This is a genomic window from Brenneria sp. g21c3, from assembly GCF_040240345.1.
Lineage (GTDB): Bacteria > Pseudomonadota > Gammaproteobacteria > Enterobacterales > Enterobacteriaceae > Brenneria.
On the sequence record NZ_JBEIAB010000019.1, the window covers coordinates 19526 to 35700 of the forward strand.

The following is a 16175-nucleotide window of genomic DNA, read 5'->3' on the forward strand; positions in this document are numbered from 1 at the left end:
ACATTCATCGCCTTCGACTGACGCGGGACACTCAGCGGGCGAACAGGGAAAAAAGGCGATGTCGTCTTCCTGGCGATAAGTATTGCTCGCACTTTCAATATTTGTATCCGTAGGTGTCGAAAAAATCTACGTTTCATTGCGTAAACTTCGTGTAAAACAACCGCGCGTCGAACTCTCAATCAGCATTTATTCTGTTAACTTATGCGCCTTGAACCCGGATTAAAGCTGCACTTCCGCGGCACTCATCCGCACCTGCGAGACAGGTAAAAGCTGCCACCGTCCCTCATCCAACAGTCGTAATGCATTCTTATGATAACGCAGCAAACTCTCGCGATGTCCGATGCTGATATAGCTAAACCTGGAATCTTCCAGTAAGCGATATAATTGACTTTCCGTCTCGTTATCCAATGCGCTGGTGGCTTCATCTAAAAAAATATAACGGGGTTCCAACAACATCACCCGAACAAAAGAAATACGCTGTTGCTCACCCAGCGACAAGACTTTAGACCAGTCTTTTACCGTATCCAGATTACCGTGCTTGTGCAGCAAATCACCCAACATCACCTGCTGCAACAATGCCGCCAACGCCTCATCGCTAACCGAGGGTTCGGTAAGGGGGTAACACAGTTGGCTGCGCAGGTCCCCCCGGAAGGTATAAGGGCGCTGCGGTAAAAACAAACAATCACGCTCCCCTTGAGGCAACGCAATCTCGCCCTCCCCGCGATTCCATAATCCGGCCATTGCTCTGAGCAGCGAGCTTTTGCCAACGCCGGTTCGTCCTACCACCACCAATCGGGTATCGCTAGCCAATTCAAGATTCAATGCGCGCACCAGAGCCTGCTCACCGCCAGGCGTCTGCAAAGTGACGTTTTTGAGACGAATGGTGTGACTATCGGTTAGCGTCAAACGAGATACATCGCCGTCTTGTCGCCCCCGTTCCAATGCCAGAAATTTTTCATGGATTTCCGCTAAACGAATGACCCCCGGCACCGCCTGGCTCAATTGGGGAATAAAATTCATGACCAGCGATAAACTGCTCAACAGCATGGAGGCCGACACGGTCGCCTGACCGATAGTGCCGTAATCAATCTCTCCGGAAAAATAGAGGGGAACCAAAATTACCAGCGGCATAAAGGTCCATACCAGCCCCGTACCTTCATTCACTATCTGAATATAAATGTTATAAATAATTGACCGCATCTGTTTTACGACGGCGTTGCCCATACGCGCCATGATGTGCCGTTTCTCCACCGGCTCTCCCTGATAAAACGCGATATTTTCCGCATTATTGCGCACATGCGTTAGGCCATAACGTAAATCGGCCTCCGCGACGGTAATATCGAAGTTCTGCTTGATGGTCGGCTTGTAAAGAAAGTACATCAGGATAGTTTGCAATACCGCATAACAGACCACACTAACGAACATAACCGGGGAAATACTCATTAAAATGCCAGCCTGTACGCCAATATCTAGCGTGGTCCCCAGAAGTTGACGAGGCAACATGGATAACGTCGTGCAAAATGGTTCAACTTCCGTCTGAATGCGTTGATCGGGATTATCGATCTTCTCATCCATCAGAATCTCATAATAGGTCCGCTTGGACAGGTAATTATCCATCAGGTGCGTGGTTAGCCATTGCCACCAGTGCTGATTAAGCAACGAATCAACAAACTGCTGAACCAGATTTGCGCCAAAACGCAATCCGCCAAACAACGTGAGCCACAGAAACAGGCTCCAGTAGAGTTCCTGTTTTTTGTCCACCAACGCATTCGTGACGTCTGCCGTCAATGAGGAAAGGTACGCGCCGGACAGGCTGAACAACGCGATCATTCCCAGCAGAAAAGACGCCGTCAGCCAGGATTTCCATGCCCCCGGCCTCACCCAGTAGGGAAGACCAAGTTGATACACCCGTCGGAAAAACACGCGATCGATGCGATATTTCCGCGGGTCATTTAATAAATCAGACAGCATGACCGTCATAGTTCCACTCCCGACAAACGGCATAAAGCGTAATAACTGAATGTCATAACGATAACCGAATACACTATACGGCCCGTTGAACAGGTTCTGCTTCGACTGCCCGACTGGCGTTCATCTGTTGATGGATCCGCCACTTCCCTTCCGGCAGCAATTGCAGCGTTTGTTGATGAAACGCCAAAATGGTCTCACGATGGCCGATGCTAATGAACGTCGTCCCTGAGGCAAGAAGACAGCGGTATGCGCACCTTTCCGTTTCGATATCCATCGCGCTGGTCGCCTCGTCCAGAAAGACATAACGTGGCGGACTCAGCAGGATACGGGCGAAGGCCACTAGCTGCTGTTCTCCCAGCGAAAGGACTTTGCGCCAATCCTTCACGCTATCCAGTCCATTATGTTTATCAATAAAATCCGCACGCCCCAATTGCTGAAACACGGCGTACATCCGTTCATCGCCGACCGTGTTTTCTGGCTGCGGATAGAGCAGTTGCGAACGTAAATCGGTTAATACCATATAAGGACGTTGCGGAATAAACATCAATTCTTCCCGACGCGGCATAGCGACTTCGCCTTGTCCCCGCGTCCATAGACCCGCCATAACACGCAGTAACGAACTTTTCCCCACCCCGGTACGGCCAATAATGACCGTATGCCGTCCCGGCGCTATCTCAAGCGACAACCCTTTAACCAGGCATTGCTCCCCGCCCGGCGTATACATATCCACTTGGTGAAGCGATACGGTCCGACTTTCACGGTGCCGGATATGCGCCTCTTGCTCATCCGACGCCCCCCGCGACAACCGCTGCGATTTCTCATGGATTTCGGCCAGACGTACAACCGTCGGCACCGTTTGCGTCACGGTAGGAATAAAATTGGAAATCACAGAAAGCCCGGCGACAATCATCCCCGCGGCAGCCACGGCTTGATCAATCGTGCCGTAGGCGATATTTCCTTGAAAATAGAGCGGTACGATAAAAATAATCGGCAAAATGGTAAAAACCAACGACATCACCTGATTGACCGTCGCTAACGTCAGACCGTAATAAATGATCTTCATTTTCACTCGCGCCAACGCCGTCAACCGCGCCATCAGCCTGATTCTCTCATTGCGCTCTCCACGATAAAAAGCGATCGTTTCTGCGTTATCGCGCAGATGCATTAATGCCGAGCGTAAGCGGGCATTGGCGACGGTTTTATCCCAGTTTTGTTTGATGGTGGGCTGATATAGCCATAGCGTCACCAGCGTGTTGACCGCCGCGTAGATGACGACGGCCCAGAACATGGACGCAGACACATGGGTCAAAATATTGGCCTGTATGCTGACGGTCATCAATGAACCCAATAAAAATTGCGGGATCCCCACTAGCGTCGCGCAAAAAGGGGCGACTTCCTCCTGAATACGCTGGTCTGGGTTATCAATAAATTCATCTTTCTGAATTTCGTAGTACGTCCGTTTATCAAGGTAATCGTTCACCAGATGCTCCGTCAGCCAGTTGCGCCAGTCGAGCATAAGTTTGGAACTGATATAGCCAAGAAACAGACTGGCTCCTGTCTGCATCACGCCGAGAAACGACATCCAGATCATCAAACGCCAGTAAATCTGTTTTTTTTCCACTAACGCATTCGTGGTTTCCGCCACCAGATAAGAAAGGTAACCGCCGGCAACGCTGAACGCGCTGGCGGAAAACAGCAAGGTAAGCAGCACCAGCCAGGCTTTCCAGGCGCCTTTTCGCTTCCAGCGCCAATAGGGATAAGTCAAACGGTATACCCGCTGAAAAAAAAGGCGATCGATTCGGTAAGCGCGCCCGTTGTCGTCGCGAGAATTAAGTGGTTCGGATGACATGGAGAATTCCCAAACGAAACTAAATTACTATGAGAACGAGTCACCACCGGGTTATCCGCAATCAGCAAGGTAAATTGCAGCCATAACTTAAAAATACCGCGTCTGATGATGCGCCATATCTTCTTTTCTCAAGAATAGAAAACCATTTGCTAAAAAAGCATAGCCCTGTTTAAAACGGTCTCTCCCTCTCTTCCATCGCCATGCGATTTATTTTATAACGATGCAATCAATTGATTTTAATGTGATTTACCACCTAATGATTTTAACCTTCCATGCGCCGCCGGATGCTCAATCGTATAAAAAAATGATGTCATAAGGTTGTGGTGATACAGAGGATGGAACGTTCCATATAAAGAAAATCAACATCACAAAGGGAACCACATCATGGGCATTTTTACCCATCCTCTTATTATATCAGGACGTTTTTTTTCACTTTCAGCGTTGGCGCTCGCCGTAACGACGAGCGCCACGAGTTGGGCCGCAGGGGAAAGCCCGATCTTTTTATCCGGGGAACCGCAGCAACAATCCGGCGACGACGCTCAAGAATTCTATGTTTACAACATTCCCGCCGGTAGTCTGAACGGCGCGCTGTTGCAATTCAGCCAACAAAGCGGGGGGTTACAATTCGTTGCCTCTTCAACACTGACGGAAGGAAAAATCACAAAAGGTCTTAGCGGCCGTTATAAAATACATGATGCGCTTTCCCGCCTGCTGGCAGGCAGCGGAATGAATTACTACTTCTACAGCCCGACCAGTTTTACCCTAATTCCGCAGAGCGGCGCTGCGTCGCATACCGATGAAAATGTGTTAGGCGCAGTAAGGGTGGACGGCGACGCCAGTTTGGTTGCGGGTGGAGGAAACGGCAGCACCGATGTGACGGCGACAGAAGGCTCGGGCAGTTACCGCGCCGCCACATTGTCCATCGGCACGAAAACCGCACAGTCCGTTCGCGAAACCCCCTTGTCCGTCAGCGCCCTGTCAAACGAACAGATGAAAGATCAGCGGGTGACCGACATGGCGGACGCGCTGGATAAAATCGCCGGGGTGTCTCTGGTCCAGGGCGATCACTCCGATCAGGTCAAGTTTTTTTCTCGTTCGAAAGAGATCAACCGCATACAGATCGACGGCGGTGCGCCGTTATCCGTCAACAGTACGAATAGCCGATTTTCGCCGTCATTTGATATGTCGCTGTACGACCATGTGGAACTGTTGCGTGGAGCCGACGGGCTGTTTAACGGTAACGGCGAAGCGGGCGGCGTTGTCAATCTGGTGCGCAAACGCCCCCTCGATCACAACCAAATTTTGCTGGAGTCTTCCGCGGCATCCTGGGATAAGTATCGTAATGTGGTGGATCTCACCGGCCCGCTGACGTTGAATGGCGCAGTGAGAGGCCGCGCCGTGGCAACCTGGGAAAAGCGGCGTTTTTTTTATGACGGCGCAAACAGCGACAAGAAAATCGCGTTCGCCAGCGTGGAAACCGATATCACTCCGGATACGCAATGGCGTGTGGGCGGCAGCTATACCGATATAAAATCCAATCCCTGGTTTTCCGGCTTGCCGCGCTATGCAGACGGACGGGATTTGAACCTGCCCCGGAATTTTAGCACCGTGTTGCCATGGACTCACGTCAACACCAAAACCACGGAGTTCTTTAGCCAAATCGACCACCGTTTTTCAGATAACTGGTCTGCCTCCCTCAACTTTACTCGTCTGGAGCAGCGGGACGACACCCTTGGCGGGATCTTTTCTGGACTGATCGACAACAATGGCGACGGCATGTCATTTACCAGCACCGCCTACCATAACAAGAGTCAACAAACCTTGTTCGATGGTTCGTTGAACGGTCAGTTTGACTGGTGGGGATTACCTCAGAAACTGACGCTGGGAGGGAACTATAAACGCCTGACGTCGTCATCCCTTCAGCCATTCAGCTACGAACAGAATTCAACCATCGGCAATATCTTTCGCTTTCGGCGTTCGGATTGGCCAGCGCCTACCTTCACGGATATCACCACGTCACGCTACCATGAAGAACAGGCCGGGGGCTATATGGCCTTTACCTTCACGCCATGGGAACCGCTGCATTTCATGGCTGGCGCACGCTATAACTACTACATGTGGGAAGAGACCAATGCGATCAAACCGACGAAGTATCAGGAGAGTCAGTTGCAAGGGCCCTCTTACGCTGTCTCGTATGATATTTCACCGAATCTGACAGCCTATGCCAGCTATACCGATATCAATATGTCGCAAGCGAATATGAGAACGAAAGCCGGACAACCGTTGGATCCAATTACCGGATCGAATAAAGAAATCGGTATTAAATATGGTGATGATGACAGAAGCGTAACGCTGTCGGTCTATCAGCTCAAGCAGCGCAATATGTCCACCATCACCGAATTCGATCTCGATGCCTTTTTAAGCACGGGCGCCATAACGTGCTGCTATATAAATAACAGCGCAACACAAATAAGCGAAGGCATCGATCTGGAGATTACCGGGCAACTACAGGAAGGATGGCAGGTGTCCGCCGGCTACACCTATAACCGCAGCAAGTATAAAGGGGAAGATGCGGGCGGGCCGGAAGGAAAGCCGCTGAATACCCAGATACCGAGCCAAATAATAAAACTGTGGAGCAGTTATCAATTATCCGGTAATTCCTATCTGGATCGTTTGAAAGTCGGCGGAGGATTAAAAGCGCAAACAAAATCTTATACCGAAGGATCGGCATACGGTGATGATGGCGTAACATCGGTGCCTTTTGAATTTACCCAGGGATTCTATGCCGACTTTTCCGCCTTTGCCAATTACCAGATTGATAAAAATTGGTCGGTTGCCCTGAACGTCAATAATATTTTCGATCGTCACTATTACCAAACGGTAGGCAGTTCGCTCAGTGGAAACTGGTATGCCGAACCGCGTAACGTCGCACTCACCTTATACGGCCAGTTTTAAATATCGGATACCGCGTTTCATAAGCGATAGGATTCTAGCCGATGTCAGGCGCGCAACGTTCACCTGACATCGGCAAGGTGCGTTTAAAGCAGTCGGCCAGAATGCTCTCGATTTTATCCCATAGTTCATCCCGATGTGGATAGGCCGAAAACACTGCGCCATCATAGCCTATATGATAAGTCAACCGCCCCGCCGCATTGATTCTCGCATGATATTGACTATAATTGTTTCCTGATGATTTTTTCATATCCTGAAATCTCATAAACCAGAATGCCATACCGATACCTTCCCCCAATAACCGACGATAAAGAAAACCTTTTATCTTTAATCACTTCTCATGCTTGTTATTTCACAGATTAACCAATTGGCAAAAATAAAAAACGGCGCAAGATAGCGCAAGGGATAATTAAAAGCGGCCTGATCGCCCCTTACGATTACATTAATCGTAAAATTTTTGTACAGACGGATAATTTAATCTCGTTTTACAAAAAAATATCTTGTATGCTATCCCCGTCTTCTTAACCATTAGGATGGAAACAAATGAGTGAAGCCCTCAAAGTATTAAATAACATTCGTACACTACGCGCTCAGGCGCGTGAAATCGATCTGGAAACTCTGGAAGAGATGCTGGAAAAGCTGACCGCCATTGTTGAAGATCGCCGTGAAGAAGAAGCCACAATCCAAAAAGAGCAGGCTGAACGTCAGGCAAAAATCGAAGCCTTACGCGCCAAACTACTGGAAGATGGCATCGATCCTGCCGAACTTCTTGCCGGGATATCACCAAAATCCGCCAAAGCGAAACGTGAACCTCGTCCGGCCAAATACAAATATATTGATGAAAATGGCGATGAGAAAACCTGGACCGGCCAGGGCCGGACGCCTAAAGCCATAACAGCCGCCCTTGAAAGCGGTAAGACGCTGGAAGATTTTGAAATCTAATCTTCGTAATAGCGCGAGAGAAAACCAAAATATAAGGGCCAATTATCGGCCCTTATACATAAGTTCATCATCAGGAAATAAAGTTCTTTCCCTGTTCTAATACCAGATCACAGGCCTTGGTTTTAACCTTTTCAGCCAATGGCGTATTGCCGATATTATTCAGGTTCAGCTGTTTCCCGTCGCTGGTGTTCAGAAGGCCGGCCAACCCTTGCGTATAGTCGGTCTGTTGTTGTTGCTCCTGCTGGGAAGCAAGACCAAGTTTGTCCAGTAGTTGGTTTTTGACGTTTTCTGTGTTGGTGGCTGAAACCAGCTTTTGTTTCACACAGTATTGCAGAATCCCGGCGGCGTTGTTCATATTGCCGGCGCTCAGCGTCTGATTGCCGCTATTGAGCAAGCCCGTTAACCCACCCGCGCCTTCGGATGAGGAACGATTCTGACCTAATTGACTAACCGCGCTGGAAAGCGAATCCTGCAAGCTTGCCGCATTAACATAGCCGGCCGCCATAAACATGGCCAAGCCAACGGCGCTCACTTCGCTTCTGATTGATTTCATCACACTCTTACTCTCTATTTGACCGATATACGGGAAAAAATACAGCGTAGTATCAGACTTAAAAAGCAGAAAGCTCTGCATTTGCCATTAATGCATTCACGCTCTCACCCGCAAGAACCTGCTGGCACTTCAGCGGATTAAAAATTTTTAAACAGACTCCTTGACATAAAAACAATAGCTAACACGGAACGGACGATAATATGACAAATTGTACGGCTATATTAAACTTCCGTTATTGCATTATTCGCCCACAAAGAAAGCGCGTCCAATACCGGTTTAAACGATTGTCCAAAATCCGAAAGCGCATAAACAACTTTAAGGGGTGGCTTTTCGCCAAAAACCTCCCGCGTGATGAGGCCGTCCTTTTCAAGTTTCTTTAGCTGAAGGCTTAGCGTCATTTCAGTAATGAGCGGCATATCTTTGCGTAACTCACTGAATCGCTTACTTCCATCCTTCAGATAATAGAGAATAACCCCCTTCCATTTTCCCCCGATTAGATCCATCGCCAAACTGATCGGGCAAGGGTACGCCTTATTGTTCAAGGAAACCTGACACGCTGCATTTTTGGTGATAACCCTTTTCATTTTGCCTCCACTATCGTTCTGGATAGTTATTGTCAGGCAATAAGAATACGATAAAATCGCCATACCAACTATCATTTTTATAGTATGATTTTCATCATCATTGAGGAAATACTTATGGCATTAATCATATTGGCACATCCCAATATAGAACGCTCCATAGCCAATAAAGCCATCGTGCATGAATTACGACAGGGCTGCCCTGACTTAGAAATACGTAATATTTTTCAATTAAATCCCGACTACAAGATTAATGTAAAAGAAGAACAGGCTGCTTTATTACGCCATGAGCTGATTATTCTGCAATATCCTATGTATTGGTACAATGTGCCGGCCATTTTGAAAATCTGGTTTGACCAGGTTTTTACCTATCAATTCGCCTATGGTTCGACAGGAGACAAGCTCAAAAATAAACAATTACTGCTAAGCCTTACTGTTGGTCAACCTGAGCATAACTTTAAACATCAAGGCGGCATTCCATTGATAGACAGCTTATTGATGCCGATAAAAAAATCAGCGGAATATGCGAAAATGAACTATCTCGATCCCGTTATTTTATATGATATCTCTACCGTGACCGGTCATAGCGAATCAGAAATCAGAGATAAAGCCCAAATTCATAGTCGCCAATTGAAGAGATTGATTGCTGCGCAATAGCAAGCGAATCCCCATCGTGCGCCTTTGAAAAAAAACCGCCCTCGCCGGCTCTGCGCAGGCTAAACGGCCCGCGACTGTCTCGTGAGCGGCGTTTTGCCCAGACCGGCTCGCTGAGCGGCCGCCGCATGCTCAAAGGTATGGCGATTTACCTCCCTCCCAGCGGTTCTCCCAATCTAAAACACGATTTCAACGGCATCCGAAACATCGGTTTACATACGTAAAGTTAATACGTATATTTCTCATTTTCACTTGCAAACGCAATTATAAGCCAGATAACCAAATCTCATCATTTCAGTACCGGCATCGCATCGACACTGAAATCTCCTCAAGCTTTTGATAAAGGGTAAATGATGTCTTCCACCAAACGTCTTAAGGTCAGGCAACGCCAGCCTGCCGCTGCGCCGTCATTGCTGGCCTCCTGCATTCTTCTGGCACTGCTGCCTTCCGCCGGCTTCGCCGCAACCAATAACGCCGATGACACCCTGATTGTTGAAGGGACGACGGATGATGCCGTTGATAGTCCGGAGCAGGATTACAGCGTTAAAACCACATCCGCCGGCGCCAAGATGACGTTGGTTCAGCGCGATATTCCCCAGTCGGTCAGCATCATCAGCCAGCAGCGCATAGACGATCAGCAACTCCAGACGCTGGGAGAGGTGATGGAATACACCACCGGGGTTAGCAAAAACACCTCTGACTCCGAACGCAGTCTCTATTATTCGCGTGGTTTTCAAATTGATAACTACATGATTGATGGCATTCCTACCTATTTTGAATCGCGCTGGAATCTGGGCGACGCCCTCTCGGATACCGCATTGTATGATCGGGTAGAAGTGGTGCGAGGCGCTAATGGCTTGATGACGGGAACCGGCAACCCCTCCGCAGCCATCAACATGGTGCGGAAACATGCCACCAGTCGTGAGTTTAAAGGCGATCTCACCGCGGAATACGGTCGCTGGAACAAACAGCGCTATGTGGCCGATCTGCAAAGTCCGCTCACGGAAGACGGCAATGTCCGCGCCCGTATCGTGGCCGGGTATCAGGATAACGACTCCTGGCTTGACCGCTACAACAGCAACAAAACCTTCTTCTCCGGCATTATTGATGCCGACCTGGGCGACGCCACCAGTCTCTCGGCGGGATACGAATATCAGCGTATTGATGTGAATAGCCCGACCTGGGGCGGTCTGCCGCGCTGGAATACCGATGGCAGCCTGCGACATTATGACCGGGCGCGCAGCACTGCGCCGGATTGGGCTTACAACGATAAAGAATTCAATAAAGTCTTCGTCACCCTGAAACATCAATTTGCCGATAACTGGCAAACAACCCTGAACGCCACCCACTCTGAAGCCAAATTCGACAGCAAGATGATGTATCTGGATGCGATAGTCGACCAGGATACCGGAGCATTGGTGGGGCCGTATGCCAGTTATGGCGCCGGCTATGATTATGTCGGCGGTACGGGGTGGAATAGCGGCAAGCGTAAGGTGGATGCGATAGATCTTTTCACTGACGGAAATTACGCGCTGTTCGGCCGCCAGCACACCCTGATGCTGGGAGGCAGTTACAGTCGGCAAACCAACCGTTACCTGAGCAACTGGGCGAACATTTACCCTGACGAATTGGCGAATTTCCCCGACTACAACGGTAATTTCCCGGAAACAGACTGGGGTCAACAGACCGTCGCCCAGGATGATAAAACGGTCATGAAATCGCTCTACGCAGCGACCCGCATTTCACTGGCCGATCCTCTGAACCTGATTATCGGCGCCCGGTACACTAACTGGCGTACCGATACCATGACGTACAGCATGGAGAAAAACCACACTACGCCATACGCCGGCCTGGTGTACGACATTGATGAAAACTGGTCGGCATACGCCAGCTATACCTCTATCTTCCAGCCGCAGAATTACCGCGATATCTCGGGCAAATACCTCGCGCCGATCACCGGCAACAACTATGAGGCGGGAGTGAAGTCCGACTGGATGAACAGCCGTCTGACCACCACGTTTAGCGTATTCCGCATTGAACAGGATAACGTTGCGCAGAGCACCGGCATCCCCATCCCCGGCAGCACCGATACCGCCTACCGGGGCGTCGACGGCACCGTGAGCAAAGGCGTGGAATTCGAGGTCAACGGCGCATTGACGGATAATTGGCAAATGACTTTCGGCGCCACCCGTTATGTCGCCAGGGATAGCGACGACAAAGCCGTAAACCCGCAACTGCCGCGCACAACGGTGAAATTGTTCACCAGCTATCGTCTGCCGGTGATACCGGAATTGACCGTCGGCGGCGGAGTAAGCTGGCAAAATCGCGTATATACGGATGTCACTACCGCCAATGGCACTTGGCGTGCGGAACAGGGCAGTTATGCCGTGGTTGACCTGTTCAGCCGCTACCAGGTAACCAAAAACCTGTCGGTACAGGCGAACATTCACAATCTGTTCGACAAGACCTACGATGACAGCCTTTCCAGTACCTATGTTTACGGCGAACCACGCAATTTCTCGCTAAGCGCGTCTTATAAATTCTGAGTTAACGATAACATCCCCAGGGAGGCCGCCGGCCTCCCTACTCCCCGCGCCGATCTGAAACCACGCCACGCTGCTATCGCCCCACCCTGCGGCTTTCCGCCGACTACATGCACGGACATTGCAAACCCAAAGCACCCGGTAAATTACGCAAGCGGCGGAATCAGCGCCCAAATAGACGGTCATGATTATGTCACAAACGACTGTTATAACATCACACAAATGGCTAAGGAATAGCCGTGGGATGGCGCCAACCATTTATCTGGTCGGCTGGAAAACGGCACAAGCCATAGTCTGGGAATTAGCGATAATATAAGGTTAACTCTTATGGAAAATAGGCATAAATCAGCAAACGCCTTACCAAAGGCATTTATCTTTGCAATATTATTGAGCGGGATAAACGTCAATATAGCTCAGGCCGCCGACGCGTCAGGCGATGTGGTGAAAAATACGCTGGTAGAAAATACCGTCTTGCACAGAACAGACGCCATACAGAAGGTGGAATCCGACAACGGCAATATTACCAAACCTAAAGTAGCTGAAATCAAAAAAAACAATCAGCCCAACCGCATTACATCGACATTAAAAAATAATACGCAAACCGGCAGAGCGTTTCACTGGTTCACTTCAGATCCCGTGGATAATCCGCTGGTTCTGGTATCAACAAAGGCCGACATGAGCCAGCCGCTGACGTTTCAGGCCACCGCGCGTGAGGTCAACAGCCATTATCTGCAAAGAGACGCGGAAGGCTATTTTATTTATAAGAAAACAAAAAAGATAAATAATAACAATGCAGTCATCGGTTACTTCACCGATAAAAACAAAACGGACGTAAAATGGGAGCCGGAAGACGAAGCAAAAAACCCGGATGAAAGCGTAGGCATCGATATTACCGCGGTAAAGGAAACGATTTATGACGCCGATGCCGCCGGTTTACAACCCGGTACGCTTTATTATTATCAGGTCGGGGCGAAAAATGGCGCATTAAGCGATATCGGAAAATTTAAAACCGCCGGCGGCGCCGATAAAGCGGTAACATTTATTCAGTATACCGACACGCAGAATGCCTACTGGAATGAGCACAAGAGAAATGAAGCGCAATTCGGCGCCGATACGCTCTTTCAGGCGCAAAAAGTCGCGCCGCATGCCGATTTCGTCCTGCATACGGGGGATTTCGTTGAAATTGCCGAAGCGGAAGATGAGTGGCTTGATCTCATGAACCGCTCACAAAAGGGCTTTTTACAAATGAGCCTGGCCGTGGTTCCCGGCAATCATGACGAATACGGCCTGAACAAGAAAGAGCTGTTCCCTAAAAAATTCAACGAGCATTTCAATCTGGATAGCGCCGGAAAAATCGACGGGGGATCGTATTATTCCTTCGACTACAACAATGCGCACTTTATTGTACTGAACACCAATGATTACAAAAATAAAGACAAAAAAGCATTAGGCGAGCAGCAGCTAACCTGGTTGAGAGAAGATGTACAAAAAGCCAGAAAGAACGGCGCTAAATGGATTATTCTCAGTTACCACAAGCCGCTTTTCTCCAAGTCTTATCACTCCCTGGAAGATGAAGACGTGCAAAATGTGCGCGATGACTTTATGAAGGCCATCGATGACCTGGATATCGATCTTGCCTTGCAGGGACACGATCATGTTTTCTCCAGAACCAAATCGTTGCAGTATGCGTCCAAAACGGACAGTTTTGTGAACGCCAAAATCGATCACGCTGATTTCAGCTATGATGAAAACAATCACAAAATATTGCGATCGCCTAAGGGAACCACTTTCGTCATTCCCAATACCGGCGGAACCAAAGCGTATGATTCGTTATTCAACGAATCCCTGGAGCATATCCACAAAGTGCGTCCCAAACTTAATTGGCTGACGCAACAACAGGTAGAGCATTACAACAATCTGTTTGAAATCGGCTATCAGCCGCAACGCTCCGCCAGATTCAAAAATAAACACGAGAATTATCGTGACAGCTCCGAGCAGAATTTCGCCACCTACACCATCGAGGGAAATAAGCTGACGGGAGCGGTCTACCAGGTCTCCGGCGATTTATCGAAGGGCGAAGCCAGACGGGTCTTTCTGGTGGATAAATTCAGTATCGTGAAAGAGTAAATTTACTGTGCGCGGGATCGATTTTAAGCAGCGGCGCCAGACGGACAATATCCAGGTTACGACCGTCAAAGGGCGGACGAGACGGCGGGTCCGACTGGCGTAAACTGTTCGACAAGACCTGCGATAACAGCTTTTCCAGCCCTCAGGGTCACGGCGCGCCATGCAATGTTTCGCTAGGCGCGCCCTATAAATACTGAGTTAGCCGATAACGCCTCCCTGCGCCGCCGATGCCCCCGACTCCGCACTCACCCCGCCCGCCGCCGCCCCACCCCGCGACTTAGCGCCGCGGTCGTATCTTCAATGATCGAGGGAGGCCGCTTCCTGCAAACTCAGCGAACGAGTCTCGGGCGCGAGGGCCAACGATACCAACAAGCCCAGCAGCGTCACGCCCGCGGCCGCATACATGGTGTTGCCGATGCCGATGGTTTGCAGCGAAACAGGCACCAACCAGGTTCCGACCGCCGCGCCGATGCGCGACAGTGAAGCGCCCGTGCCGACCGCAACCGAACGAATCCCGGTCGGAAAAATTTCGTTCGGATACACTAATTGCAGCACCTGAGCGCCACCGATGAACACCGCATAAGCGCCAAACAACGCCAATACCAGCCATTCCGCGCCATCGGAGAAAAAACCCAGTCCCAGGAGCGCCAGTCCTGACCACAGAAAACTGTGGATCACCAGCGAACGTCGGCCGATGACATCGATCAGACGCGTGGCGATAACGCAGCCCACCGCGAACAACATTGTGATGGCGACGGAACCGTAGGCCGCCCAATTCCCGGTCAGATTCAGCGCCTGAAGCACTTTGGGCGCAAATGCATACACGGCAAAAACCGGGATCACGGAGCACGTCCAGAATACGGCGACGAACAACATGCGCGCGCCGTAACCCGAGTGCAGCAGACTGCTCAACGATCCTTGCGCGTCCGGCGGCGATTCGGGCAGGTTGCGTAGCGAGAACGAGGGGCCATACACCTTCCTGATGACGCGCTCGGCTTCAGCCATGCGCCCTTTGCTCACCAGCCAGCGCGGCGACTCCGGCGTACCCAGCCGGATGATCGCCAGAAACGCGCCGATCGCCGCCGGACTGGCGATAACCCAACGCCATGCGTCATCCCCATAGCGCATCAGGATCAGGTTGCCGACGATGTACGCCAGCGCCGCGCCGACAAACCACAGGATCGTCATCGCCGCCAGGCGCGGGCCGCGGTGTTTTCTGGGCAAAAACTCCACGAGCAACGCCCCGGCGACGGGATACTCGAACCCCACGCCAATCCCGATTAGGAACCGGTAGATAAACAGCGACAGGCCCGATTCCGTCCAATACGCGCCCAGAGAACATAAGATAAAGATGATCGGGCCGAAGAAATACAGCTTTTGGCGACCCAGTTGCCCGGTCAGACAGCCGCCCAGAAATCCGCCGACGAAGATACCGATCAGGGCTGAAGCCGCGACCATGCCTTGCCAAAAATCGTCAAGGTTCAGTTCGGCCGAAAGCTGTACCAGCGCCACGCCGATGATGCTTAATATGTAGCCGTCCATTAGCCAGCCGCCGCCGGAACGTATGCTTAACAAGCGGTGAAATCCATTAAGGGGAACATCCTCAATGGACAAATCATTTGTTGTTGTCATTATCGATTTCCTTGCGAAAGAAATATCGAACAGGCCGCTGAACGTCCCCTGTTTTCACCAGCTTTTCCTGCCGCTCAGGCGCTGTCCCCGTCAGCGCGCCGCCTGACGCCGAACGACAGGAACGGCTCCGTGAGGATGCCCCGACGCGGCATTCCCCATGCTCCCGCACGATTTTTTCCGCGATATGCAGATGACGGAGACGGCCCGGCTTTCCCGCCTTCCGGCTGTCTGCGGCGGCAGGCTCATGACAGAAAGTCTTTGCGGGCAAGGTTGATCACAGACGGCGCGAGCTGAACATTGATCATGCCCGGCGGGCAATGTTTCCGCCCTCGCAACGGATTGGCTCGCGATGGAAGACGACTGCCGGCGCG

The 16175-nt window shown here is 50.5% G+C and carries 11 protein-coding genes; 5 read left to right on the forward strand and 6 right to left on the reverse strand.

The window, feature by feature from the left end:
* Positions 1-219: 219 nt before the first annotated feature.
* Positions 220-1980 carry an ABC transporter ATP-binding protein/permease gene (locus ABRZ28_RS20330; RefSeq protein WP_330521339.1) on the reverse strand — a complete coding sequence of 587 codons (1761 nt, stop codon included), beginning with the start codon at positions 1978-1980 and terminating at the stop codon, positions 220-222.
* A 64-nt stretch (positions 1981-2044) separates the two neighbouring features.
* Positions 2045-3820: an ABC transporter ATP-binding protein/permease gene (locus tag ABRZ28_RS20335; RefSeq protein WP_330521340.1), complete on the reverse strand. Its 1776-nt coding sequence runs from the start codon at positions 3818-3820 to the stop codon at positions 2045-2047.
* Between the two features lie 384 nt (positions 3821-4204).
* Between ABRZ28_RS20335 and ABRZ28_RS20340 the strand changes: the two genes are divergently transcribed.
* Positions 4205-6775 (forward strand): TonB-dependent siderophore receptor, encoded by a 2571-nt coding sequence (locus ABRZ28_RS20340; RefSeq protein WP_330521341.1) that lies wholly within the window; start codon positions 4205-4207, stop codon positions 6773-6775.
* A gap of 34 nt (positions 6776-6809) precedes the next feature.
* Here ABRZ28_RS20340 and ABRZ28_RS20345 read toward each other — a convergent pair whose 3' ends face one another.
* Positions 6810-7052 (reverse strand): hypothetical protein, encoded by a 243-nt coding sequence (locus ABRZ28_RS20345; protein ID WP_330521342.1) that lies wholly within the window; start codon positions 7050-7052, stop codon positions 6810-6812.
* A gap of 263 nt (positions 7053-7315) precedes the next feature.
* On the opposite strand from ABRZ28_RS20345, the gene ABRZ28_RS20350 reads away from it, so the two are divergent.
* The gene (locus ABRZ28_RS20350) at positions 7316-7714 is read left to right on the forward strand and encodes an H-NS family histone-like protein (RefSeq protein WP_319603315.1); all 399 of its coding nucleotides are present in this window, start codon (positions 7316-7318) and stop codon (positions 7712-7714) included.
* A 70-nt stretch (positions 7715-7784) separates the two neighbouring features.
* On the opposite strand, the gene ABRZ28_RS20355 is transcribed toward ABRZ28_RS20350, so the two are convergent.
* On the reverse strand, positions 7785-8267 hold the full coding sequence (locus ABRZ28_RS20355; RefSeq protein WP_413556092.1) for a YjjA family protein: 483 nt from the start codon (positions 8265-8267) through the stop codon (positions 7785-7787).
* 221 nt (positions 8268-8488) lie between these two features.
* A complete protein-coding gene (locus tag ABRZ28_RS20360) occupies positions 8489-8851 on the reverse strand; it encodes a winged helix-turn-helix transcriptional regulator (protein WP_330521343.1) in 363 nt (120 codons plus the stop codon).
* A gap of 114 nt (positions 8852-8965) precedes the next feature.
* Between ABRZ28_RS20360 and ABRZ28_RS20365 the strand changes: the two genes are divergently transcribed.
* From ABRZ28_RS20365 to ABRZ28_RS20375, 3 genes are all read left to right on the forward strand, one after another.
* Positions 8966-9505, forward strand: a complete 540-nt coding sequence (locus ABRZ28_RS20365; RefSeq protein WP_330521344.1) for an NAD(P)H-dependent oxidoreductase — start codon at positions 8966-8968, stop codon at positions 9503-9505.
* A 350-nt stretch (positions 9506-9855) separates the two neighbouring features.
* Positions 9856-12048 (forward strand): ferric-rhodotorulic acid/ferric-coprogen receptor FhuE, encoded by a 2193-nt coding sequence (gene fhuE, locus ABRZ28_RS20370; protein ID WP_330521345.1) that lies wholly within the window; start codon positions 9856-9858, stop codon positions 12046-12048.
* Positions 12049-12372: 324 nt separating this feature from the next.
* Positions 12373-14172, forward strand: a complete 1800-nt coding sequence (locus ABRZ28_RS20375) for a purple acid phosphatase family protein (protein ID WP_319603318.1) — start codon at positions 12373-12375, stop codon at positions 14170-14172.
* 297 nt (positions 14173-14469) lie between these two features.
* Here ABRZ28_RS20375 and ABRZ28_RS20380 read toward each other — a convergent pair whose 3' ends face one another.
* Positions 14470-15804, reverse strand: coding sequence for an MFS transporter (locus ABRZ28_RS20380; protein ID WP_330521346.1), 1335 nt, complete (start codon positions 15802-15804; stop codon positions 14470-14472).
* Positions 15805-16175 lie beyond the last annotated feature (371 nt).